A 19,737-nucleotide genomic window follows, 5' to 3' on the forward strand; every position below is an offset into this window, starting at 1 on the left:
GCATAAAATCCGCAGGTCTGAGTTAAATCCTAACTGCAACCTTCAAATGACAGAATCGTGACTCTTTTGGGTTCGCTGAAAATGGTTGGCGTGTGCGACCACAATCCAACGACACGAAGGTCAGGCCAGTGTCTTCAACTTTGCCTCGATACCCTTCCACAGATTCATGAAGGCGACCGACGCCGGGCAGCTTCGCTGAAATGCACCTATGGGGGCACGGCGGACAGCAACCTGCTCGATCGCGCTCGACATGGGAATGATCGGCCAGTCGGGTTGGGCTGCGCAAGCGTCACGGTGCAGGGATCGCCTGCGATCGATCATCGAGAAGACGGGCAGGATTGCCGCATGAGCTTTGACGATTCTTGATAGCTCCAGCCGAACCAGATCAAGTGAACGTCTAGCCAGGGGAGAGGGGGAGAGAGGCACAATGATCAGATCGGCGGCGCGCATGATCTGTCGCGCGACTTCGTTCATGACTGGCGGACAGTCGAGGATGATGATCTGATATTCGCTTTGCAGTTCTTCCGCGATTTTTGCGAGCCGACGTTTCTTGCCCAATTGGCTGAAATAGGAATCGAGTTCGATTATGCTGTTGTCTGCTGGCAGCAGATCAAGTCCCTCTACCTCAGTCGCGGTAATCAGTGACTTCGCCGATCGGTCCTTTGAAAAGATAGAGAAGGCCTGCTTTCCTAGTGGCTCATCCTCACCCAGCAAATAGGCCGCACCGCGTTGCGGATCGAGTTCCCATAGCAAAGTGCGCTTATTACTGATTGTCGCTGAACACCAAGCAAGGTTTACCGCCATGGTTGACTTGCCGACGCCACCTTTGGGGCTGAAAATCGCAATGACTGCCATTTATATCCTCCGCCCACATGGGCTGACCCTGGCTACGCTAACATTAAGAATCTTGCATGTCTGTGGCGGGTTGAATGCAGAAATGTCCTATTTTGAACTAACTTGATTTCCCGACAAAGATATCGTTCAACTGTTTGAGACGCCGCCGCACCGTGGGTGAATCCAGATGGGCAAATTCCAGCTCGAATTGTAGATTCAGGTTTTTGCTCTCCTGCTTCAGCGCAACGCCCTCCAGACCAATGCCTGTTCCACCATCGAGGCGCTGGGCTAGCCGGACTGCAAGCCCCCACAGCGTTGCGCGGTCGAGCAGGTCATCGGTTGCGAGCAGGGACAATAAAGGTGGTCGTGTTTTCTTGCCGCCATAGGCTGCATAGAGCCCGGCTGCCATAACGGCGCGATCCGACGCAGTAACACCGGGCCAATTTCCCTCAAGCGCAAGTTCGGCGGCATGTTCTGCGCGATATTCAGGGTGGCTGTTCCATGCACTGTCGGCGAGCAGGCACACCGCTTTGCGGAGCCGGTGCAGCGGTTGCGGATCATGCACGAATATGGGTGCGATCCAGTGCGCAATCCGGTCTCCATGATAGGCAAATCTGGATAAGCGCGCGCCTTCATGCCGGGCAGCAGCGATCAAGGGATCTTCGTTTCGTTGCTCGCTCGACAGGCGGTCGAAAAGCAGGCCTTCGCGGAGTCCATACACGCTGACAATAATTTCGGACGGCTCAAAGACACGTATCAGTGCCTCCATGGTCGAATAGGCTGTCGACATGAATGGTAAGCGTGCGTTCGAAACGACACCCGATTGCTCCATTGCCGATCGATTTGCGACCAATTCAGCGAGCGTCTTGCCTGCATCCAGCGGCATCGAATAGTTGGACAAAATCGTCAGCGGGTAACCGGTTGCGTGCATATGCAATTGGGCGAGTGTCCGCCATGCCCCACCAACAAGATGCAGGGGAAGATTTTTGCGGATCTCAAATCCGTCGGTCTCTTCGATCCTCTCTTCAATATCGCGCGCTATGGATTTGGGGCTGCAGTCGGGGCTCTTGGAGAGCGGTATTGTGCCGAATGGCATGGAAAGCGGTTGCTGCGGCTCGCCATTTTCCACCTTGGCCAGTTCGAGGCTGCCGCCACCCTGATCAGCGACATATCCAGTTGCCCATGGCATATCGCAAACGACGCCCAATGCGGATGCACGCGCTTCTTCCTCCCCTGTGATGAGGTCGATGGGCACGCCTGCCTTGGCGGCCCGAAGCAGAAATTCGCCACCATTTTTGGCTTGTCGGGTGGCTTCAGTCGCGACGACATGACGCTCACCGACATTCATCGCAACGGTCAGTGCATCAAACCGTTGCAGGGCGGCGATAGCCTGCTTCATGGTTTCGGGCGCTATCTCTCCGCTTTTTGCGACACTTTCCCCGAGCGCCACACGCGCCTTTTCGTTGTAGATGGGCATGGGTGCGCGGGCGGGACCGCCATAGACGACCAGACGGATCGCGTTTGAGCCGATGTCGATGACGGCGCGAGGGGATTGGATCATGTTCGGCGAATAGGCTTACTGGCGAACGAGGTCCAGCTTCGGCACGTCGTTGCGTTGGGCCAAGGCGCCGCCACGACCGGACAGTGAAGGATTGGTCATGAAATATTGGTGGAGATTGAAACGGCGGCCTTCCGGTTTCAGCCGCACATATTCGCCAGACGGCATCAGTTTCCAGCTTTGTTCATTGTCGATCAGATTGGCGACCATCACCTGATCAAGGATCTGGTCGTGCACCGTCGGGTTTTCGATCGGCAACATATATTCGACCCGCCGGTCAAAATTGCGGCTCATCCAGTCGGCTGAGGAAATATACACGCGCGCCCCGGGATTGGGCATTTCCTGACCATTGCCGAATGCCCATATCCGGCTGTGCTCGAGGAAGCGGCCAACGATCGATTTGACCCGAATTCGCGATGACATTCCTTTGACACCGGGGCGCAGGCAACAAATGCCGCGCACAACCAGATCAATTTCGACGCCAGCCTCGCTGGCTTCATACAGCTTTTCGATGATCTGTGGATCGACAAGTGAGTTCAGTTTGGCCCAAAGCGACGCGGGCTGGCCGTTGCGGGCGAAAGCGATCTCGGCGTCCACCAATTCCATTATGCGTTCGCGCATGCCAAGCGGGCTCATGGACAGCATTTCGAGGTTATGCGGTTCGACATAACCGGTCACGAAATTGAAAATCTGTCCGGCATCGCGACCCAGCCGGGGGTCGGCGGTGAAGAAACTGAGGTCGGTGTAAATCCGCGCCGTGATCGGATGGTAGTTGCCTGTGCCAAAATGGCAGTAGGTCTTGATGCCGCCATTCTCCCGTCGGACCACCATCGAAATTTTCGCGTGAGTCTTCATGTCGACGAAGCCGTAGATTACCTGCACGCCCGAATTTTCAAGCTGCGAGGCCCACATCAGATTCTGCTCTTCATCGAAACGGGCTTTGAGTTCGACAACAGCAGTCACAGATTTTCCAGCCTCTGCGGCATCGCAGAGAGCGCGGATCACCGCAGATTGCTTGCCTGCGCGATACAGGGTCTGTTTGATCGCAAGAACGTCGGGATCAGCCGCCGCCTGCTGTAGGAAGGCGAGCACGACGTCGAAACTTTCATAGGGGTGGTGGACGACAATGTCTTTCTGGCGGATTGCGGCGAAGCAATCGCCATCCTGTTCCAAAATGCGTTCCGGAAATCGCGGTGTATAGGGTTTGAACTTTAGGGCCTTTCGGTCTTCCTCAACCAGTTGAGCCAGATCGCCAATGCCCAGAAAACCGATTGTTTCGGTTACGATCGATTCCTCGCCACCAAGGGCGTGCCGGATCAGTTTCTGAATGCGTGACGGCAGCCCGCGTTGCATTTTCAACCTTATGACCCGGCCGCGTCGGCGCCTTTTGATCGCGCTGCGGAAATAGCGGACAAGATCTTCGGCTTCTTCCTCAACCTCTATGTCGCTGTCACGAAGGATGCGAAACGCGCCTGCCGCCAGCAATTTATGATCTGGGAACAGCAGGCCGACATAGGATTTGATCAATTCTTCAATAGGCACAAAGCGCCGACGTGAGCCGGGCACGCGGATGAAGCGGGGTAGGGCCGAGGGTATCATGATCAACTGCCGCACCAATTCCTTGTCATGCTGCCGCCGCATCTCGAAAATTACGCTTAGTCCGAGATTGGGGATGAAAGGAAAGGGGTGGCCAGGGTCGAGTACCTGCGGTGTAAGAACGGGCAGAATCTGTTCGCGGAAATGTTGCTCGACGGCCATCTCGGCTTTTTTTCCGATCTCGCTCGGGTCGATTACAGAAATTCCCTCTTTCGCCAGTTGCTTGCGTAGTTGCTGCCACAATTTTTGCTGGTCAGCCATCAAGTCATTTGCCTCGAGGGTCACGGCCTCAAGTTGTTCACTCGCGGTCATGCCGTCGACGGACAGTTCTTCGATCTTCCGGATTTGCTGACCACGCAGACCAGCAACTCGAACCATGAAAAATTCGTCGAGGTTGCTGCCCGAAATTGACAGGAAGCGTAATCTCTCCAGCAAAGGGTGGCTGCGATTGGATGCTTCTTCAAGCACGCGACGGTTGAACTGCAACCAGCTGAGTTCACGGTTGAAGAATCGGGAATGGGACATGCCGGAGTCGCCCTCGATTACCTTCCTGCCTGTCAAAGCTGCCTCCCAAAATACCAATAACAGCTATGCTTCGACCATGTTACGAAAATACGACAACCACGCTCATTGACTGAGCAGGAACCGTTACAGACATACTGTAGCACTATTGCATCCACATATCGTTTCGCTACGCAACTATCTTGCATGCTGCGAAACAGGGATGCTGCCGCATATTGAGTGGCAGTGAAAGAATGAGGAGAGAAAAATGAGCGAAGACGTCAGCTATGATGTGTCGGATGGTATCGCAACGCTGACGCTGAACCGGCCAGAGCGCATGAATACCATTTCTGGCCCGATGCTCGATGAACTGACTCGCCTGTTGGTGCAGGCCGGGTCGGATCGTGACGTTCGCGTCATCATATTGACCGGCACGGGCCGCGCTTTTTGCGCCGGTCTGGACTTGGGTGCGGCGCAGAAGGGTGAGGGGATCGGATCGTCGTCCGCGACCTTTGGAGCCACGATCGACCTTCGGAATACGCCACCGACAGTGCTGCACGCGCTGGACAAGCCCGTGATCGCAGCCCTCAATGGATCGGCCGCCGGCTATGGCATGGACCTGGCGTTGGGCTGCGATATCCGCGTGATGGCGGATGATGCCAAATTGGCCGCCGCATTTGTCAAAAGGGGTGTGCTACCCGAATCCGGTGGAACCTGGTTCCTGCCACGCATGCTCGGCTGGGCGAAAGCAGCTGAGATTATCTTCACTGGTCGTACATTGTCTGCAGACGATTGCCTTAAGGAGCGGTTGGTAAATGAAGTGGTGTCGAGAGATCAAGTCGCGGCGCGCGCACGGGAGTTGGCGACCGAGATTGCCAATAATGCACCATTGGCGGTGCAGGGCGCAAAGCGGCTTATGCGTATGGGCATGGAGGAGACTTTCGACACCCATGTGCAGCATGTGTATCTCCAGTTGCTGCCCTTATTCCAGAGCGCTGATTTCAAGGAAGGTATTGCCAGCTTCATGGAGAAGCGCCCGGCAAAGTTCACCGGAAGGTGAAGGCGGCCAACAGGGGACTGTGCCCGCTAGTCGCCATGGATGAATCAATTTGAAAGTGGCGCAGCATGCGTTCCTTCGCTAATTATTACATTAATTCAATATGATAGATGCAATCCTGCGGAAGCTGGAATATCAGCTCAGCGCGCCTCCGCTTTTTGCCCAAGAGGTGCACAGCGGCAGCAGCATTTTGTCTTCCTGACATCGAAGCAGCAGCCCGGAGATAATGTCCTGTTTCGAGCTGAGCTCGATCCGGCCGTGTGTCATCCGGAGCTGTTGGGTTTGTTAAACGGAGCAACATCATGTCCAATTTTGCAAAAGTGCGCAGCCGCGTTCGTGCGACTGCTGATAAAGTATCCCCGCCCGCGCTTGCCAGCGACAATATCCGCATCGCGGTCAAGGGGGCGCGTGCCGCGCAGGTAGAGGAAACGCCGTGTCGTCACGCGTTCATTCAGCAATCGGGGTCCAGCGGTTATGTCTGAAGGTTGCAAGTTCAGTATCAGGCAGGGGCTTGATGTCGAACCAGGTGATATCGTCATATTTGTGGGCCCTGAACTCGACCCGATCGAAGCGCATGGCGAGTACATCTTCATGGATTTCGTCCATGATGCCCTTGATGTTGCGGTTGTTCACAAACCAGTGGCCGGTAAGACGCAAGGTGCGGTTGGCCTTGCCGCGCGCCTCGACATCGACATCGAACTCTCAGGCCTTTTCATCGACCGATTTGGCATAGATGCTGCGTAGCAGCGGAAAGGCCTTGGCCTGCACGGAGGCGATATAGGCCCTGACCCTTTTATCGAGATCTGCGACATCGGTTTCGCTGTCCAAATGGCTTCTGGCACCACGGGCTGTGTCAGCGGATTTGAGTATCGGTTCAGCTCATAAGCTGCGGATAATCTGTGTAACCCTGCTCCTCGCCGGTGTAGAGATATACATAGTTGGTCTTAGCAAGCGCCATTTCTGTTCTTAGTCTTGCTGGCAGATCCGGATTTGCAATGAACGCTCGCCCAAACGATACTGCTTCTGCGCGCTCCTCCGTCAGCAATAAGCGCGCGCTTTCGGCGGAGAGGTTATTGTTTGCTATAATTGGGCCGGACCAATTCTTCCGGATCATTGCCAAGGTATCGAGATGCTCCAAGCCCATGTCGATCACATGGACATAGGCCAAGCCTGTTCCCGTGCGCGGATTGCCGATGCTGTCTGCCGCGCGAAGCAAGGCGGCAAACACAGGCTCTGGATCCCTCGGATCCATGCCGTTGTACGGATTGCCGGGTGAAATCCTGAAGCCTACACGGTCGGCGCCGATGCTGTCGGCCATGCGACCGAGCAGAAGTTCCGCAAAGGCAACACGATTTTGAGGCGACCCGCCAAAGGCATCGTCGCGCTTGTTACTGGCCGCGTTCAGAAATTGGTTGACCAGATAGCCGCTGGCGCAATGCAGTTCGACTCCGTCGATACCTGCGGCGCGCGCGTTGCTGGCGGCAATTGCGAACTCTTCGGCAACGCGAAATATGTCTTCCTGCGTCATCGCGCGGGGCGCACCGCATGCGGCAGGTACACCATCAGGGCCTGGTACCTTGTCAGGGCAGGCGATTGCGGATGGTGCGATGATGTCTGCATCATAGCCGCGGTTGGTGGAGACAACAACGCGGCCGACATGCATCAGCTGCATCACAATCTTTCCGCCCTCGTTATGGACCGCATTGGCGACCTTAGCCCATCCGTCGATCTGTTCCTGCGAATAGATACCGGGGGTGCGCCAATAGCCCTTGCCTTCGAGGGAAGGCTGGACACCTTCGGTGACGATAAGCCCTGCGCTGGCCCGTTGCCGGTAATATTCCACCATAAGATCGGTCGGCACATCGCCTGGACCGGCACGATCGCGCGTCATAGGCGCCATGATGATGCGGTTTTCGAGCTCGAGCGCTCCTAGTTTGAAGGGAGTGAATAAAATGTCGTGCATGTAAGATAACGTCCTTGACCGCGAATTGCGTAACACTCTATGCAAAAAATTACGCAAATCAAGGAAGGGCGCACGATGCACTATGGATTCGATGGAAAAGTGGCATTGGTTACCGGCGCGGGCAGCGGTATTGGCCGTGCGGCAGCATTGGGTTTTGCAACATCGGGTGCTCGGGTGGTGGTTTCGGATGTTAACGAGACCAGCGGCAACGAAACCGTAGATATGATAAAAGCTGCAGGTGGAGCGGCAGTGTTCCAGAAATGCGATGTGTCCAATGGCGGTGAAGTGAAGGCGCTGGTGGCGCGCGCAGTTTCCGAATTTGGCGGTCTCGATTTTGCCCATAATAATGCTGGCATCAATTCGATGATGGCGAACGAATATGAAGATGAAATCTGGGCAAGAAGTGTCAGCATCAACCTGACGGGCGTCATGCTATGTATGCGCGAAGAGTCAGAGGTGATGTTAAAGGCTGGGAAGGGCGCAATCGTCAACACCGCTTCGATCAACGGCCTCGTCGGCAATGGCGCACAACCGGGCTATGTCGCGACCAAGCATGGGGTGGTCGGGTTGACCCGGCATGGTGCTCTCCGCTGGGCGCAGCAGGGAATTCGTGTCAATGCCGTTTGTCCCGGTGTAGTCGAAACGGGAATGACCGCACCGCTCGCCGCCAATCCCGACATGCGCAAGGTGCTGGACGGCATGACGCCGATGGGGCGGATGGGTAAACCGGAGGAAATTGCTAGCGCAGTGCTATGGCTCTGCTCGGCCGAAGCTAGCTTTGTAACCGGCCACGCGATGGTCATCGATGGCGGCGCGACAGCAGTTTAAAGAGTCCGCAATTCAGTCTTGAGGACTTTGCCCGAAGCATTTCTGGGCAGGTCTTCGACCAGCACAAAACTGCGCGGAATCTTATAGTTTGCCATATTCTCTCGGCTCCATGTTGCGAGTTCGGACTCTGTAACGTTTGCGCCGGGGCGTTGTACGACAAATGCCCGGCCAACCTCTCCCATGCGCTCGTCGGGGATACCGATAACTGCGACCATCGCGATTGCGGGATGGGCGGACAGCAGCTTTTCAACTTCAGCCGGATAGACGTTGAACCCGCCTGAAATGAACAGGTCTTTCTTTCGGTCTGTGATCCGGACATAGCCATTCTCGTCCATCGTGCCGACATCGCCGGTGTGCAGCCAGCCATTGTCATCAATGGCTTCGGCGGTCGCTTCGGGGTCGTCGAGATAGCCGAGCATCACGCCCTGACCGCGCACCAATATCTCCCCCGTTTCGCCGCGCAAAACTTCTTTGCCCTCATCGTTGGCAATAATGACTTCGTTGCCCGGTATCGCTGCACCACAGGTTTGCGCGATTAACTCGACCGGGTCACCAGGCCGACAGCCGGTGATGTTAACGCATTCGGTCATGCCATAGGCGGTGATGATATCGCGGATGCCGAGTTCCGTGCGAATACGGTCGACGAGCACGGGCGGTACGGTAGCGGCACCAGTGGTTCCGCCACGCAGCGAGGATGTGTCGAAAACCTGCTTGTCACGTTCGGTCAGCAGCATCTGAAAGATGGTCGGCGGGCCGGGCAGGAAGTTGATCTTCAGCCGTTCGATCAGATCAATGGCCTCGTGCACCTCGAACTGTGCCATTGGCACGGCGACCGCACCCGATAGCAAGCAGGCGACCCAGCCGACCTTCATGCCAAAGCTGTGGAAGAAGGGGTTGGCGATCAGATAGCGTTCGCCAAAGGATAGCCCTGTATTGCCGATCCATACCGCGCATTGCGGCAACACGCGGCCATGTGTCATCAACACGCCCTTCGGGCTGCCAGTCGTGCCACTGGTGAAGAGGATGTCGGAAATCGTGTCCGCATTTATCGTGGCAAGCGCCGCATCGACTGCGGCGTCAGCAGCACCCTTTCCGCTCGCCAGAAAAGCGGTAAATCCATCATCGAACAGGATTGTCTCGGATAGGTTTGGCAAATCTTCATCAGCGATTAGCGCGCGGTAATCGATGCCGATAAAATCGTTCACCGTGAACAGGATACGCGCCTTGGTCCGCCGCAAAATATCTCCGGCTTCGCGGCCTTTAAGCCTCGTATTGAGTGTGACAACAGCGGCACCGACCGACATGGTCGCTACCGCTGCCACAATCCATTCATACCGGTTGGGCGCCCAGATCGCGATTCTGTCGGCCGGCCCGATACCGCGGGCGATCAATGCAGAAGCGGCAGCCCGGCATTTCTTCCAGAGTTCGGCAAAACTCAGTGCCAGATCGCCCTCGATCACTGCAGGCGCATCGGGCCACGCCTTTGCGGCGGCCTCGGCGGCGTGCGGGATTGTCGGGGGCAGGGGAGACAGCATCATCCGGCCTTCATATTCTCCGGCCCCCAATAGGCGCGCATCTCGATAATTTTGCCTTCATCGTTCAGGCGGAAAGTATCGATCACATCGATCACCGTTTTCTGTCCCTGCCATTCGAGCTTGACCGCGAAATCGAACGCCACATAGTCAGCTGCGCAACGCGGCGTGCCATATAGTTCGAGCTTTGCGCCAGTCGCCATCGAACCTGCATAAAAGGCGCGAATTTCATCATGTCCTCGCTTAATGGGTGTGCCTACCGGATCCTCAACGGTGGCATTTGCATCGAACAGCGCCACCACGGCTTCGGCATCGCCTTTGACAAAGGCATCGACATAGCCGTGGACGGCGGCGAGTTTCTGTTCGGTGGTGGGCATGGTCAGGTCTCCGGAAAATAGCGGCTGATGGTATCGACGACGCAGGCAGGTTTTTCGCTGCCTTCGATCTCGACGGTGACGCGTACGACCGACTGGATCGCGCCCTTTACTTCTTCAACGCCCACAATCTCGCCGACACCGCGAATGCGGCTGCCAACTTTCACGGGTGCCAGGAAGCGCAGCCTGTCGGCACCGACATTCACCGCATGGGCGAATCCGCGCACCTCTATCAACTGCGGCAGGAAGAAATTGACAAGGCTCATCGTCAGATAACCGTGCGCGATCGTGCCGCCAAAGGGGCCGTCTTTGGCGCGTTCGACATTGACATGGATCCATTGATGATCGCCGGTGACGTCAGCAAATCCGTTGACCCGATCCTGATCGATGGTTAGCCATTCGGTCGGGCCAAGCCGCGTCCCTTCCTGGCCGATCAGGTCGCGTGGGGAGTGGTAGATCTTCGCCATGGTCAGGCCCGCTGGCTGGAGACCGAGACGACTTCGCCGGTCATGTAGGAGGACAGGTCGGAGGCGAGGAAGATCATCACGTTGGCCACTTCCCAGACCTCGGCGGGCCGACCGAAGGCTTCGCGGCTCGACAGTTCGGCCAGCAGTTCGTCGGTGGTTACCTTGGCGAGGAAGGCATGCATCGCGATGCTGGGGGCAACGGCGTTGATCCGCACGCCATGCTCGGCCGCCTCGACCGCCGAACAGCGGGTGAAGGCCATCACCCCGGCCTTGGCCGCCGCATAGTGCGCCTGCCCCTTCTGGGCGCGCCAGCCCAGAACCGAGGCATTGTTGACGATCACCCCCGCCTTGCGGGCATACATCGCCGGCAGGAAGGCCCGGCTCATCCGGAACACCGAGTTGAGCGTCACGTCGAGCACGCGGAACCACTGCTCATCGCTCATGTCGACCACGTCGACTTCGCCGCCAAGGCCCGCATTGTTGATCAGCACGTCGACATGGCCCAGCTCGGCCAGGGCCGCTGCATGGAGCGCATCGACCTGGTCCTGGCTGGTCACGTCGCAGACGAAGGTGGCGGGGCGCTGCCCACACTCGGCGGCAATCCGGTCGGCTGCTTCACCCAGCCGCCGCTCGTGAAAGTCGCTCATCAGGACGGTCGCGCCTTCTTCCACCGCGCGCTTGGCGGCGGAAAAGCCGATGCCGGTGCCAGCGGCAGCAGTCACCACCACGGTCTTGCCGGTCAGCAGGTTGCGGCCCTGCGGATAGGGCGGGATTGGAGCAGCCATTACACGTCACCCCGCGGTTCGCGCGGCAGGCCCAGGCCGCGTTCGGCAATCAGGTTGCGCTGGATCTGGTTGGTTCCGCCATAGATCGTGTCGGCGCGGCTGTAGAGAAACAGGTTAGGGAGGGTATCCCACTCGTACTCGCTGCCCTCGGTCACTTCGCCCGCCTGGCCCAGCACGTCCATCGCCAGTTCGCCCAGATTGCGGCGCCAGGTCGCCCACTGGATCTTGTAGGTGAGGGCAGCCCCGTCGATCTTCGAATGATCGGTGTTCGACAGCATCCGCAGCGCGCCGTAACGCATCAGCCGCAGGCCGATTTCCGCCTTGGCGATCCGCTGGCGGATCAGCGGGTTGCTGGCCGCACTGTTGGCCTTGGCAGCGGCGATCAGCTCGTCCAGCTCGTTGCGGAAGGCCATCTGCTGGCCCAGGGTGGAAACCCCGCGTTCGAAGGCCAGCAGGCCCATCGCGATCTTCCAGCCATCGCCCACCGCGCCGATCATGCTGTCGGCCGGGCAGCGCGCATCGGTGAAGAAGGTCTCGTTGAATTCGGCATCGCCGTTGATCTGCTTGATGCCGCGGATCTCGATCCCTGGCTGGTCGATTTCCATCATCAGGAAAGTCAGGCCCTTGGGGCCTTTCGATCCCTCCTCGGTGCGGGTGACGACGAAGATCCAGTCGGAAATGTGCGCCAGGCTGGTCCAGATTTTCTGGCCGTTGACGATCCACGCCCCGTTCTCCAGCCGCCCCTTGGTGCGCACCGAGGCGAGGTCCGATCCAGCGCCGGGCTCGGAAAAACCCTGGCAGAAGATCGTCTTGCCGGCGGCGATATCGGGCAGGAAGCGGCGCTTCTGCTCTTCACTGCCGAAGGCCAGGATGGTCGGCCCGGCCAGTTCGATGCCGATGTGATTGACCCGGCCCGGCACGCCCGCGCGGGCGTATTCCTCGGCAAAGATCACCTGCTGCGCGAGGGTGGCGTTGCGTCCGCCCCATTGTTCCGGCCAGCCGATGCAGCCCCACTTGGCCTCACCCAGCCGCTGTTCCCATTCCTTGCGGCGTTCGGGGCTGGCGGTCAGCTTGGTGATGCCCTTGATGTCACGGAACTCGCCGGCCATCTCGGCATTGAGCCAATCGGCGCATTCCTGGCGGAACAGTTCATCCGCAGCCGAGAAACCCAGCTTCATGCCACTTCTCCCAGGATCATCGTGGCCACCTGCTCGCGGTGCCATTCGCCGCTGCCCAGCATCGACTGGATCGCGCGGGCGCGCTTGAAATAGAGGTGGGCATCGTGTTCCCAGGTGAAGCCGATCCCGCCGTGCAGCTGGATCATGTTCCCGGCGCACAGGAAGAAGGTGTCGGCGGCAAAGCTCTTGGCGGCATGGACTGCAAGCGCAGCCTCCTCCGAACCCTCATCCACCGCGCAGGCCGCCCAGTAGACCGCCGAGCGGGCCTGCTCGATCTCGATCATCAGGTCGGCCAGGCGGTGCTTGTAGGCCTGGAACGAACCGATCGGCCGCCCGAACTGCACGCGCTCGCGGGCATAGGCCACCGTGCGATCAAGCGCAGCCTGGGCCCCGCCCAGCGCCTCGGCGGCAACCGCGACGAACCCGGCGCGGTGCGCGGCGGCAATCGCGGCGGCGGGATCGGCCAGCGGCTCACCCTGCGCGGCCGCCAGCGTTACGCGGGCATAGGGCCGGGTCTGGTCCATGGTCGTCAGCGGCGTGACCGTCACGCACGGTGCATCGGCCGGAACCAGCCATGCCCCTGTGTTGCTGGTCACGACGAAAAGCTGCGCCGAACTGCCATGGGCCGCAAAACCTGCGCTGCCGGTCAGGCTGGAGCCATTTGCCGTGATGCCCGCATCGTGGACGTAACCGGCGATGACTGCGCCCGAGAGCAGGCCGGGCAGATGTGCCGCCTGCTGCTCGGCGCTGCCCCCGGCGGCAAGCGCCTGGGCCGAGAGGGCGAGCGAGCCGAGCATCGGCAGTGCAGCGACCTGGGCGCCGGCCGCTTCGGCAATGATCGCCAGCTCGACCAGGCCAAGGCCCGCTCCGCCCGCGCTTTCCGGGATGCCGATGCCGGACAGGCCCAGTTCCTGGCAGAAGGCGGTCCACAGCTCGCGGTCGATCCCGGCGTCTTGCCCCGTGGCGGCCATGGCCTTGCGGGTGCGCTCGCTCGTCGCGTTTTCGGCAAAGAAGGCGCGGGCCGTCTCGCCGATCATCGCCTGTTCTTCGGTGAAGACGAATTCCATTATGCGGTCCCCCAGACCTTACGCGGCGGGACGCGCTGCGCCAGCAGTTGCTCCACCACCGGGCCGACTTCGGCCGGGGCCCACTGCGCGCCCTTGTCCACCACCGGACCTTCGCGCCAGCCATCTTCCAGCATGATCTTGCCGCCTTCGAGTTCGAAGACGCAGCCGGTCACGTCGGCGCTCTCGGCGCTGCCCAGCCAGACCACGGTCGGGGCGATATTGGCCGGGTCCATCACGTCGAAGGCCTGGCCTTCGGTCGCCATCTTGTCGGCGAAGGCCTGCTCGGTCATCCGGGTGCGGGCCGAAGGGGCGAGGGCGTTGGCCGTAACGCCATAGCGGCCCAGCTCTGCCGCCTGGACCAGCGTCAGCGCGGCGATCCCGCCCTTGGCGGTCGAATAGGCGGCCTGGGCGATGCTGCCCTGCAGCCCTGCACCGGACGAAGTGTTGATGATCCGGGCATCGGGATTGGCCCCGCCCTTCTGCTTTTCGCGCCAATAGTTGACCGCATGGCGCGACAGGCAGAAATGCCCACGCAGGTGGACATGCATGGTCGCGTCCCATTCCTCCAGTGTGGCGGAAACGAACATCCGGTCGCGCACGATCCCGGCATTGTTCACCACCACGTGCAGGTCGCCGAAGGCGTCGAGCGCGGCATCGACGATCCGCTTGGCCGCGTCCCAGTCGGTGATGTCCTCGTAGTTGGCGATCGCCTGGCCCCCGGCGGCGCGGATCTCTTCCACCACCGCGTCAGCCGCCGAGGTGTCGCGCCCTTCGCCGTTCAGCGAAGTACCAATGTCGTTGACCACCACGTTGGCGCCCTCGGCAGAAAAAGCCAGGGCATAGGCCCGGCCCAGGCCGCGCGCGGCGCCGGTGATGATGACGGTCCGTCCTTCGCAGATACCCATTACAGCCTCTCGATAATCGTGACGTTGGCCTGGCCGCCGCCTTCGCACATGGTCTGCAGGCCATAGCGGCCGCCGGTAGCCTCCAGCGCATTGAGCAGCGTCGTCATCAGCCGCGCCCCGGTGCCGCCGAGCGGATGGCCGAGCGCGATGGCCCCGCCGCGCACATTGACCTTCTCGTGCGGAATGCCGAGTTCCTTCATCCAGGCCAGCGGGACCGAGGCGAAGGCCTCGTTGCATTCGAACAGGTCGATGTCGGCCACGGTCATCCCGGCCTTCTTCAGCGCGTGCTGGGTGGCGGGGATCGGGGCGGTCAACATCCAGACCGGATCGTCGGCGCGGACCGAGATGTGGTGGATGCGGGCGCGCGGCTTCAGGCCGTGGTCCTTCACCGCCTGCTCGCTGGCGATCAGCAGCGCGGCGGCGCCATCGCAGTTCTGGCTGGCGACACCCGCCGTAATGACGCCACCTTCCTGCACAGTCTTCAAAGAAGCCAACCCTTCGAGCGTAGTCTGGGGGCGGATCGTTTCGTCTTTCTCAAGGCCAGCAAGCGGCGAAACTTCCCGGTCGAACCAGCCATTGTCCCAAGCGGCCTGTGCGCGTTGATGCGAGGCGAGGGCGAATTCCTCCATCGCTTCGCGACTGATGCCCCATTTGTTGGCGATCATCTCGGCCGAATTGATCTGGTTAAGGATACCATCGCCATAGCGTGCAACCCATCCGGGTGAGGTGTTGAACGGGTTGGAAAAGCCATAAGGTTCCGCCGCAAGCATCGCTGCCGAAATGGGAATCGCATTCATCGCCTGCGAACCACCCGCGACAACCAGATCCTGTGTACCTGACATCACACCCTGTGCCGCGAAATGCACGGCCTGTTGGCTGGATCCACATTGCCGGTCAATCGTTGTCCCCGGCACATGTTGCGGCAGTCCAGCGACGAGCCAGACGGTGCGCCCGATATCACCTGCTTGCGGCCCGATGGTATCGCAGCAGCCCCAAACGACATCGTCGACGGCGCCTGCGTCAATTCCGGTTCGTTCGACCAGCGCCTTAATTGGAGCCGCGCCCAGATCGGCAGGGTGGATTTCTGCGAGGCTACCCTTCTTGCGTCCTATCGGAGTTCGTACTGCATCGATAATATAGGCTTCAGCCATTTCTATTCCTTATGCAAAAGTGGATTGCGGGCCAATCTCCAGCGTGCCGCTCAGCACCGCCTCATCAACCCGTTTCAAGTGGAAAGCACGCGATCCCCATGCACCGGCAAGCGCCCAGCTGCGTTTCATCCAGAAATGGAGATCGACCTCGTAGGTATAGCCCATCGCACCATGCACCTGGATCGCGGTTTCGGCGGTCTGCATCGCGGCATCGGTTGCGGCGACCTTGGCATGGCTGACATGGATCGGTGCGGATGCGATACCATCCTGCATCGCCGCAGCAGCGCGCCAGACGACGGGCTTGGCGAATTCAATCGCGACCGCACAGCTCGCAAGCTGATGCTTGATCGCCTGAAAAGCGCCAATGGGTTGGCCAAACTGGGTGCGGATTTTGGCATATTCGGTTGCTTGGGCAAGCATCGCGTCGGCCAGACCGACCAATTGGGCGGTGCTCATTAAAGCGCCAAGATTTAAAAGGTGCGGATCATCGGGGCCGCTACCTTGGGTGAGCACGCGTAGCGGATCGACGCTTTGCACAGCCGCACCCTCACCATCGGCGGTCCATGGGTTGATCGCATGGGGCAGCGGTAACTTCACCTCGCCAGCCGCAATAGCTGCCAGTTGGTCGGACTTGCCCTGTGCGAGCAGCCACGGCACACCCACAAAGGCCGTATCGACCAGCGGTTCGGCCAGACAGGCGCGCCCGCATTCCGCAGCAATCAAGGCCGCATCAACAAGACCAAGTCCAAGGCCACCATGCTCTTCTGGCACCAGAAGCGCAGTCAGCCCCATATCGACCAAGCCCTGCCAGATCGCGGGATCGCGCGGCGCGTTTCCTTGTTCTGTGGCGGCATCCAGGCGCCGCAGCACTTCGGGTCCGTGCGTTCCGGCAAGATAATCGCGGACGCTCTCGGTCAGGGTCAATTGATCTTCGGTGAAACGGAAATCCATCAGCCTGCTCCCACCCTTGGCAGGCCGAGCAACCGCTCCGCCGTGATGTTGCGCTGTACCTCGTTCGAGCCTGCGTAGATCGGTCCCGAGAGCGAGAAGATATAGCCCTCAAGCCATTGGTTGACGCTGCCATTATCGAAGCGTTTCAATTCCGCATGCGCACCCAGCAATTGCATCGCGGTGCGGTGCATCGATCGATCAAGCTCTGACCAGAAAATCTTGTTGAGGCTTGCTTCGGCGCCGATCTTGCCGCCCGCCATGATCTTCGCGGCAACGGCATAGGTGTTATAGGCATAGGCCTGCGCAGCCATCCAAGCCTGCAGCACCGCTTCGCGTGCGGAGGGTGCGGCTTCTGCCTCATGCTTGCGGTACAGCTCGACCAGCCGCTTCGCCGTCACCTGAAACCGGCCGGGAGATCGCAGCATCAAGCCGCGTTCAAAGCCGGCGGTCGCCATCGCGACATTCCAGCCTTCGCCTTCACCGGCGAGACAGTTTTCCACCGGTACGCGAACCTCGTCGAAGAACAGTTCTGCAAAGCCGGTATCGCCGTGCAGCTGCCGGATCGGGCGGCGGGTGATGCCGGGCGTGTTAAGATCGAACAGGATGAAGGTCAGCCCCTTGTGCCGCTTGCTTTCGGGGTCGGTGCGGAAAATGCCAAAGCCCCAATCGGCAAAGGCCGCACGGCTGCTCCAGGTCTTCTGTCCGGTGATGACATAATGGTCACCATCCCGAATGGCCTTCGACGAAATTGCCGCCATGTCGCTGCCCGCACCGGGTTCGGACCAGGCCTGCGCCCAGATGACTTCGCCCTTAGCCATGGGGGTCAGAAAACGCTTCTTCTGCTCCTCAGTGCCGAATTCCATGATTGTCGGGCCAAGCAAGAAGATACCATTCTGGTTGGCGCGATTGGGTCCGCCTGCGCGGAAATATTCTTCCTCGAAAATCAGCCACTGGATCAGGTCGAGCCCGCGCCCGCCATAGGCCTCGGGCCAGGTGACCATGCCCCAATTGCCGCTGGCAAGGGTGCGTTCCCACTCGACATGCTGGTCAAAGCCTTCCTTGCATTCCAGCGTGACCAGCGGTTCCTTGGGAACATGCGCCTCCATCCACGCTCGCACCTCGGCACGGAAAGCCTCCTGTTCTGGGGTGTAATGGAGATGCATTAGAATTCGGCCGCTTTGCCTGTTTCTACAAAGGCGTCGCGCGATTTCTGGCTGTCTTCGTGCATATACATTTCGAGGGTGAAGCCCTGTTCCCAGCGATAGCCGCGATCGACATCGCGCGGTTCGAGGCCGTTTAAGGCTTCCTTCGCAATGACGAGCGCTTTGCGCGACTTGGATGCAATGACTGCACAGAATGCGCGGGCTTCGGCTTCCAGATCCGCACGCGGCACAATCTTTTCGCCGGCCCCGGGGCGATAGGCCTCCTCGGCGGGGATGTTCCCGCCGGTGAAAAAAGCAGCGCGCACTTTGTGCAAAGGCAGCATGCGCGAGAGATGTGATGCTCCGCCCATCGCGCCACGATCAACCTCGGGCAGGCTGAAATAGGCATCGTCGGCTGCGATGATCGTGTCCGACGCGCCGCAAATTCCGATGCCGCCGCCTATAACGAATTTGTGCACCGCGCTGACCACTGGCACCTCGGCATCACGGATTGCCTTGAAGGTCAGATAATTGCCACGGTTGAGGATGGTGATCCGTTCCGGATGCGCCTGCATTTCCTTGATATCAACGCCGCCGCAAAAGCCGCGGCCCTCTGCGCGAATGAGGATGCAATTGACCTCCGGGTTGCGGCCCGCCTCTGTGATAATCTGCGGGATCGACATCCACGTGTCGCTATCAAAGGCGTTGACGGGCGGAACGTCGAAGACGATTTCGGCGATCTTGTCTTTGATCGTGCAGGTGATGGGCATGGGTTGCTCCTCAAGCCTTATATACGGTTAGCGCCGAAAGCCGGACTTCGGCTTCGGCCATGATGCTATCGACCAGTTGCTGGCAGCTTGGCAGGTCAGTCAGTCGGCCGGCGACCATGCCGGTTGCCATCAGGCCATTTTCTGCGTCGCCCGAAACAACCGCGCGTTGGATCATCATCGGCGCGGCTGCGGCCATCATTGCTTGCGCCAGTGGCATTTCGCCATGGCTGGTCATGCCCTTGGCGGTGCGCAGAACATCGCCCCAGCCCATGCCCGTCTGCCGTTTCATTTCCAGCCCCGCTTCGATGGCGCGCGCCCACATTGCAGTCTTGCCCGATCCTTCGATGCGTTTGAGCAAAGGATTGAGGATCATCCGCTGCGGGATGCCGTCTACCTTGGTCGAAACAATAATGTCGCCCGTGCCCGCCTTGACATAAGCGGATTTGGGGCCGGTGGGGACGGGGCTGTCCGACGTCATCATGAAGCGTGTCCCCATCGCAATGCCGCACGCGCCATAGGCCAGCGCCGCCGCCAGTCCGCGCCCGTCGGCAAAGCCGCCCGCCGCCACGACCGGAATCTTAACTGCGTCCAGCACCTGCGGCAGCAGCACAGTGGTCGGCACGCTACCGGTATGTCCGCCGCCTTCGCCGCCCTGCACGGTCACCATGTCGCAGCCCAACTCGGCCATTTTCTGCGCATGCTTTACCGCGCCGACGGTGGGGATACAGAGGATGCCCGCATCCTTGAACCGGCCGATCATCTTGGCATCGGGGCCACGCCCGAAACTGACTGCACGGACGCGATCCTTGTTGGCGAGGATAATCTCGACAATTTCCGCCGCGCCCGGCTGGAAACTATGGAAATTCACCCCAAAGGGATGCGGCGTCATGTCGCGCAGTTTGGCAATTTCCTCCGCCGTTTCCTTCGGCGACATTACCGCTGCTGCCAGAAATCCAAACGCGCCCGCATTGCTGGTTGCCGCCACAAGCTGCGGCGTCGCGATCCAGCCCATCGCGGTCTGGATAACGGGTACGCGGCAGCCAAGTGCCTCGGTGAGCGGGGTTTTGAGCAACAGAAA

At 59.7% G+C, this 19,737-nt stretch carries 20 protein-coding genes; 4 read left to right on the forward strand and 16 right to left on the reverse strand.

Annotation, left to right across the window (positions count from 1 at the left end; all coding sequences use genetic code 11):
* Nucleotides 1-120: 120 nt before the first annotated feature.
* The 3 genes from Q0239_RS11700 to Q0239_RS11710 form a co-directional block, all read right to left on the reverse strand.
* A complete protein-coding gene (locus tag Q0239_RS11700; protein ID WP_298602967.1) occupies nucleotides 121-855 on the reverse strand; it encodes a ParA family protein in 735 nt (244 codons plus the stop codon).
* 97 nt (nucleotides 856-952) lie between these two features.
* Complete coding sequence (locus tag Q0239_RS11705) at nucleotides 953-2,395, reverse strand: Ppx/GppA phosphatase family protein (protein WP_298602970.1); 1,443 nt, start codon at nucleotides 2,393-2,395, stop codon at nucleotides 953-955.
* Between the two features lie 15 nt (nucleotides 2,396-2,410).
* Nucleotides 2,411-4,513 (reverse strand): RNA degradosome polyphosphate kinase, encoded by a 2,103-nt coding sequence (locus Q0239_RS11710; RefSeq protein ID WP_298602973.1) that lies wholly within the window; start codon nucleotides 4,511-4,513, stop codon nucleotides 2,411-2,413.
* A gap of 244 nt (nucleotides 4,514-4,757) precedes the next feature.
* On the opposite strand from Q0239_RS11710, the gene Q0239_RS11715 reads away from it, so the two are divergent.
* The 3 genes from Q0239_RS11715 (at nucleotide 4,758) to Q0239_RS11725 (ending at nucleotide 6,290) form a co-directional block, all read left to right on the forward strand.
* Nucleotides 4,758-5,549 carry an enoyl-CoA hydratase/isomerase family protein gene (locus tag Q0239_RS11715; RefSeq protein ID WP_298602975.1) on the forward strand — a complete coding sequence of 264 codons (792 nt, stop codon included), beginning with the start codon at nucleotides 4,758-4,760 and terminating at the stop codon, nucleotides 5,547-5,549.
* Between the two features lie 299 nt (nucleotides 5,550-5,848).
* Nucleotides 5,849-6,028 (forward strand): hypothetical protein, encoded by a 180-nt coding sequence (locus Q0239_RS11720; protein ID WP_298602978.1) that lies wholly within the window; start codon nucleotides 5,849-5,851, stop codon nucleotides 6,026-6,028.
* Nucleotides 6,021-6,290, forward strand: coding sequence for a hypothetical protein (locus tag Q0239_RS11725; RefSeq protein WP_298602980.1), 270 nt, complete (start codon nucleotides 6,021-6,023; stop codon nucleotides 6,288-6,290). Before Q0239_RS11720 ends, Q0239_RS11725 begins: the two co-directional genes overlap by 8 nt.
* 130 nt (nucleotides 6,291-6,420) lie before the next feature.
* Here Q0239_RS11725 and Q0239_RS11730 read toward each other — a convergent pair whose 3' ends face one another.
* The gene (locus Q0239_RS11730) at nucleotides 6,421-7,509 is read right to left on the reverse strand and encodes an alkene reductase (RefSeq protein ID WP_298602983.1); all 1,089 of its coding nucleotides are present in this window, start codon (nucleotides 7,507-7,509) and stop codon (nucleotides 6,421-6,423) included.
* Nucleotides 7,510-7,548: 39 nt separating this feature from the next.
* Here Q0239_RS11730 and Q0239_RS11735 point away from each other — a divergent pair, with 39 nt between their 5' ends.
* Nucleotides 7,549-8,337 (forward strand): glucose 1-dehydrogenase, encoded by a 789-nt coding sequence (locus tag Q0239_RS11735; RefSeq protein ID WP_298602986.1) that lies wholly within the window; start codon nucleotides 7,549-7,551, stop codon nucleotides 8,335-8,337.
* On the opposite strand, the gene Q0239_RS11740 is transcribed toward Q0239_RS11735, so the two are convergent.
* From Q0239_RS11740 to Q0239_RS11795, 12 genes are read right to left on the reverse strand one after another with little or no spacing between them, the layout of a single operon-like run.
* A complete protein-coding gene (locus Q0239_RS11740) occupies nucleotides 8,334-9,875 on the reverse strand; it encodes a FadD3 family acyl-CoA ligase (RefSeq protein WP_298602989.1) in 1,542 nt (513 codons plus the stop codon). The genes Q0239_RS11735 and Q0239_RS11740 overlap by 4 nt on opposite strands.
* Nucleotides 9,872-10,246 (reverse strand): nuclear transport factor 2 family protein, encoded by a 375-nt coding sequence (locus Q0239_RS11745; RefSeq protein ID WP_298602992.1) that lies wholly within the window; start codon nucleotides 10,244-10,246, stop codon nucleotides 9,872-9,874. The genes Q0239_RS11740 and Q0239_RS11745 overlap by 4 nt, the downstream gene beginning before the upstream one ends.
* A 2-nt stretch (nucleotides 10,247-10,248) precedes the next feature.
* Nucleotides 10,249-10,710, reverse strand: a complete 462-nt coding sequence (locus Q0239_RS11750) for a MaoC family dehydratase (protein ID WP_298602995.1) — start codon at nucleotides 10,708-10,710, stop codon at nucleotides 10,249-10,251.
* Between the two features lie 2 nt (nucleotides 10,711-10,712).
* Nucleotides 10,713-11,495: an SDR family oxidoreductase gene (locus tag Q0239_RS11755; protein WP_298602998.1), complete on the reverse strand. Its 783-nt coding sequence runs from the start codon at nucleotides 11,493-11,495 to the stop codon at nucleotides 10,713-10,715.
* Nucleotides 11,495-12,673 (reverse strand): acyl-CoA dehydrogenase family protein, encoded by a 1,179-nt coding sequence (locus tag Q0239_RS11760; RefSeq protein WP_298603001.1) that lies wholly within the window; start codon nucleotides 12,671-12,673, stop codon nucleotides 11,495-11,497. Before Q0239_RS11760 ends, Q0239_RS11755 begins: the two co-directional genes overlap by 1 nt.
* The gene (locus Q0239_RS11765) at nucleotides 12,670-13,740 is read right to left on the reverse strand and encodes an acyl-CoA dehydrogenase family protein (protein ID WP_298603004.1); all 1,071 of its coding nucleotides are present in this window, start codon (nucleotides 13,738-13,740) and stop codon (nucleotides 12,670-12,672) included. Before Q0239_RS11765 ends, Q0239_RS11760 begins: the two co-directional genes overlap by 4 nt.
* Nucleotides 13,740-14,645 (reverse strand): SDR family oxidoreductase, encoded by a 906-nt coding sequence (locus tag Q0239_RS11770; RefSeq protein ID WP_298603007.1) that lies wholly within the window; start codon nucleotides 14,643-14,645, stop codon nucleotides 13,740-13,742. Before Q0239_RS11770 ends, Q0239_RS11765 begins: the two co-directional genes overlap by 1 nt.
* Nucleotides 14,645-15,796 carry an acetyl-CoA C-acetyltransferase gene (locus tag Q0239_RS11775; protein WP_298603010.1) on the reverse strand — a complete coding sequence of 384 codons (1,152 nt, stop codon included), beginning with the start codon at nucleotides 15,794-15,796 and terminating at the stop codon, nucleotides 14,645-14,647. Before Q0239_RS11775 ends, Q0239_RS11770 begins: the two co-directional genes overlap by 1 nt.
* A 9-nt stretch (nucleotides 15,797-15,805) precedes the next feature.
* Nucleotides 15,806-16,747: an acyl-CoA dehydrogenase family protein gene (locus Q0239_RS11780; protein WP_298603013.1), complete on the reverse strand. Its 942-nt coding sequence runs from the start codon at nucleotides 16,745-16,747 to the stop codon at nucleotides 15,806-15,808.
* The gene (locus Q0239_RS11785; protein ID WP_298603016.1) at nucleotides 16,747-17,910 is read right to left on the reverse strand and encodes an acyl-CoA dehydrogenase family protein; all 1,164 of its coding nucleotides are present in this window, start codon (nucleotides 17,908-17,910) and stop codon (nucleotides 16,747-16,749) included. The genes Q0239_RS11780 and Q0239_RS11785 overlap by 1 nt, the downstream gene beginning before the upstream one ends.
* Nucleotides 17,910-18,659 carry an enoyl-CoA hydratase family protein gene (locus tag Q0239_RS11790; protein ID WP_298603019.1) on the reverse strand — a complete coding sequence of 250 codons (750 nt, stop codon included), beginning with the start codon at nucleotides 18,657-18,659 and terminating at the stop codon, nucleotides 17,910-17,912. Before Q0239_RS11790 ends, Q0239_RS11785 begins: the two co-directional genes overlap by 1 nt.
* Nucleotides 18,660-18,669: 10 nt before the next feature.
* The gene (locus Q0239_RS11795) at nucleotides 18,670-19,731 is read right to left on the reverse strand and encodes a nitronate monooxygenase family protein (RefSeq protein WP_298603021.1); all 1,062 of its coding nucleotides are present in this window, start codon (nucleotides 19,729-19,731) and stop codon (nucleotides 18,670-18,672) included.
* Nucleotides 19,732-19,737 lie beyond the last annotated feature (6 nt).

It is taken from the genome of uncultured Sphingorhabdus sp., assembly GCF_937872355.1.
In the GTDB taxonomy this organism is placed as follows: Bacteria; Pseudomonadota; Alphaproteobacteria; order Sphingomonadales; family Sphingomonadaceae; genus Sphingorhabdus_B.

Coding starts and splice junctions, on each gene's coding strand:
- Q0239_RS11730 (WP_298602983.1), bottom strand. CDS start 7,509: ATGCACGACATTTTATTCACTCCCTTCAAACTAGGAGCGCTCGAGCTC.
- Q0239_RS11720 (WP_298602978.1), top strand. CDS start 5,849: ATGTCCAATTTTGCAAAAGTGCGCAGCCGCGTTCGTGCGACTGCTGAT.
- Q0239_RS11755 (WP_298602998.1), bottom strand. CDS start 11,495: ATGGCTGCTCCAATCCCGCCCTATCCGCAGGGCCGCAACCTGCTGACC.
- Q0239_RS11725 (WP_298602980.1), top strand. CDS start 6,021: ATGTCTGAAGGTTGCAAGTTCAGTATCAGGCAGGGGCTTGATGTCGAA.
- Q0239_RS11770 (WP_298603007.1), bottom strand. CDS start 14,645: ATGGGTATCTGCGAAGGACGGACCGTCATCATCACCGGCGCCGCGCGC.
- Q0239_RS11710 (WP_298602973.1), bottom strand. CDS start 4,513: ATGTCCCATTCCCGATTCTTCAACCGTGAACTCAGCTGGTTGCAGTTC.
- Q0239_RS11750 (WP_298602995.1), bottom strand. CDS start 10,710: ATGGCGAAGATCTACCACTCCCCACGCGACCTGATCGGCCAGGAAGGG.
- Q0239_RS11775 (WP_298603010.1), bottom strand. CDS start 15,796: ATGGCTGAAGCCTATATTATCGATGCAGTACGAACTCCGATAGGACGC.
- Q0239_RS11790 (WP_298603019.1), bottom strand. CDS start 18,659: ATGCCCATCACCTGCACGATCAAAGACAAGATCGCCGAAATCGTCTTC.
- Q0239_RS11715 (WP_298602975.1), top strand. CDS start 4,758: ATGAGCGAAGACGTCAGCTATGATGTGTCGGATGGTATCGCAACGCTG.
- Q0239_RS11785 (WP_298603016.1), bottom strand. CDS start 17,910: ATGCATCTCCATTACACCCCAGAACAGGAGGCTTTCCGTGCCGAGGTG.
- Q0239_RS11765 (WP_298603004.1), bottom strand. CDS start 13,740: ATGGAATTCGTCTTCACCGAAGAACAGGCGATGATCGGCGAGACGGCC.
- Q0239_RS11740 (WP_298602989.1), bottom strand. CDS start 9,875: ATGATGCTGTCTCCCCTGCCCCCGACAATCCCGCACGCCGCCGAGGCC.
- Q0239_RS11700 (WP_298602967.1), bottom strand. CDS start 855: ATGGCAGTCATTGCGATTTTCAGCCCCAAAGGTGGCGTCGGCAAGTCA.
- Q0239_RS11745 (WP_298602992.1), bottom strand. CDS start 10,246: ATGCCCACCACCGAACAGAAACTCGCCGCCGTCCACGGCTATGTCGAT.
- Q0239_RS11760 (WP_298603001.1), bottom strand. CDS start 12,673: ATGAAGCTGGGTTTCTCGGCTGCGGATGAACTGTTCCGCCAGGAATGC.
- Q0239_RS11705 (WP_298602970.1), bottom strand. CDS start 2,395: ATGATCCAATCCCCTCGCGCCGTCATCGACATCGGCTCAAACGCGATC.
- Q0239_RS11780 (WP_298603013.1), bottom strand. CDS start 16,747: ATGGATTTCCGTTTCACCGAAGATCAATTGACCCTGACCGAGAGCGTC.
- Q0239_RS11735 (WP_298602986.1), top strand. CDS start 7,549: ATGCAAAAAATTACGCAAATCAAGGAAGGGCGCACGATGCACTATGGA.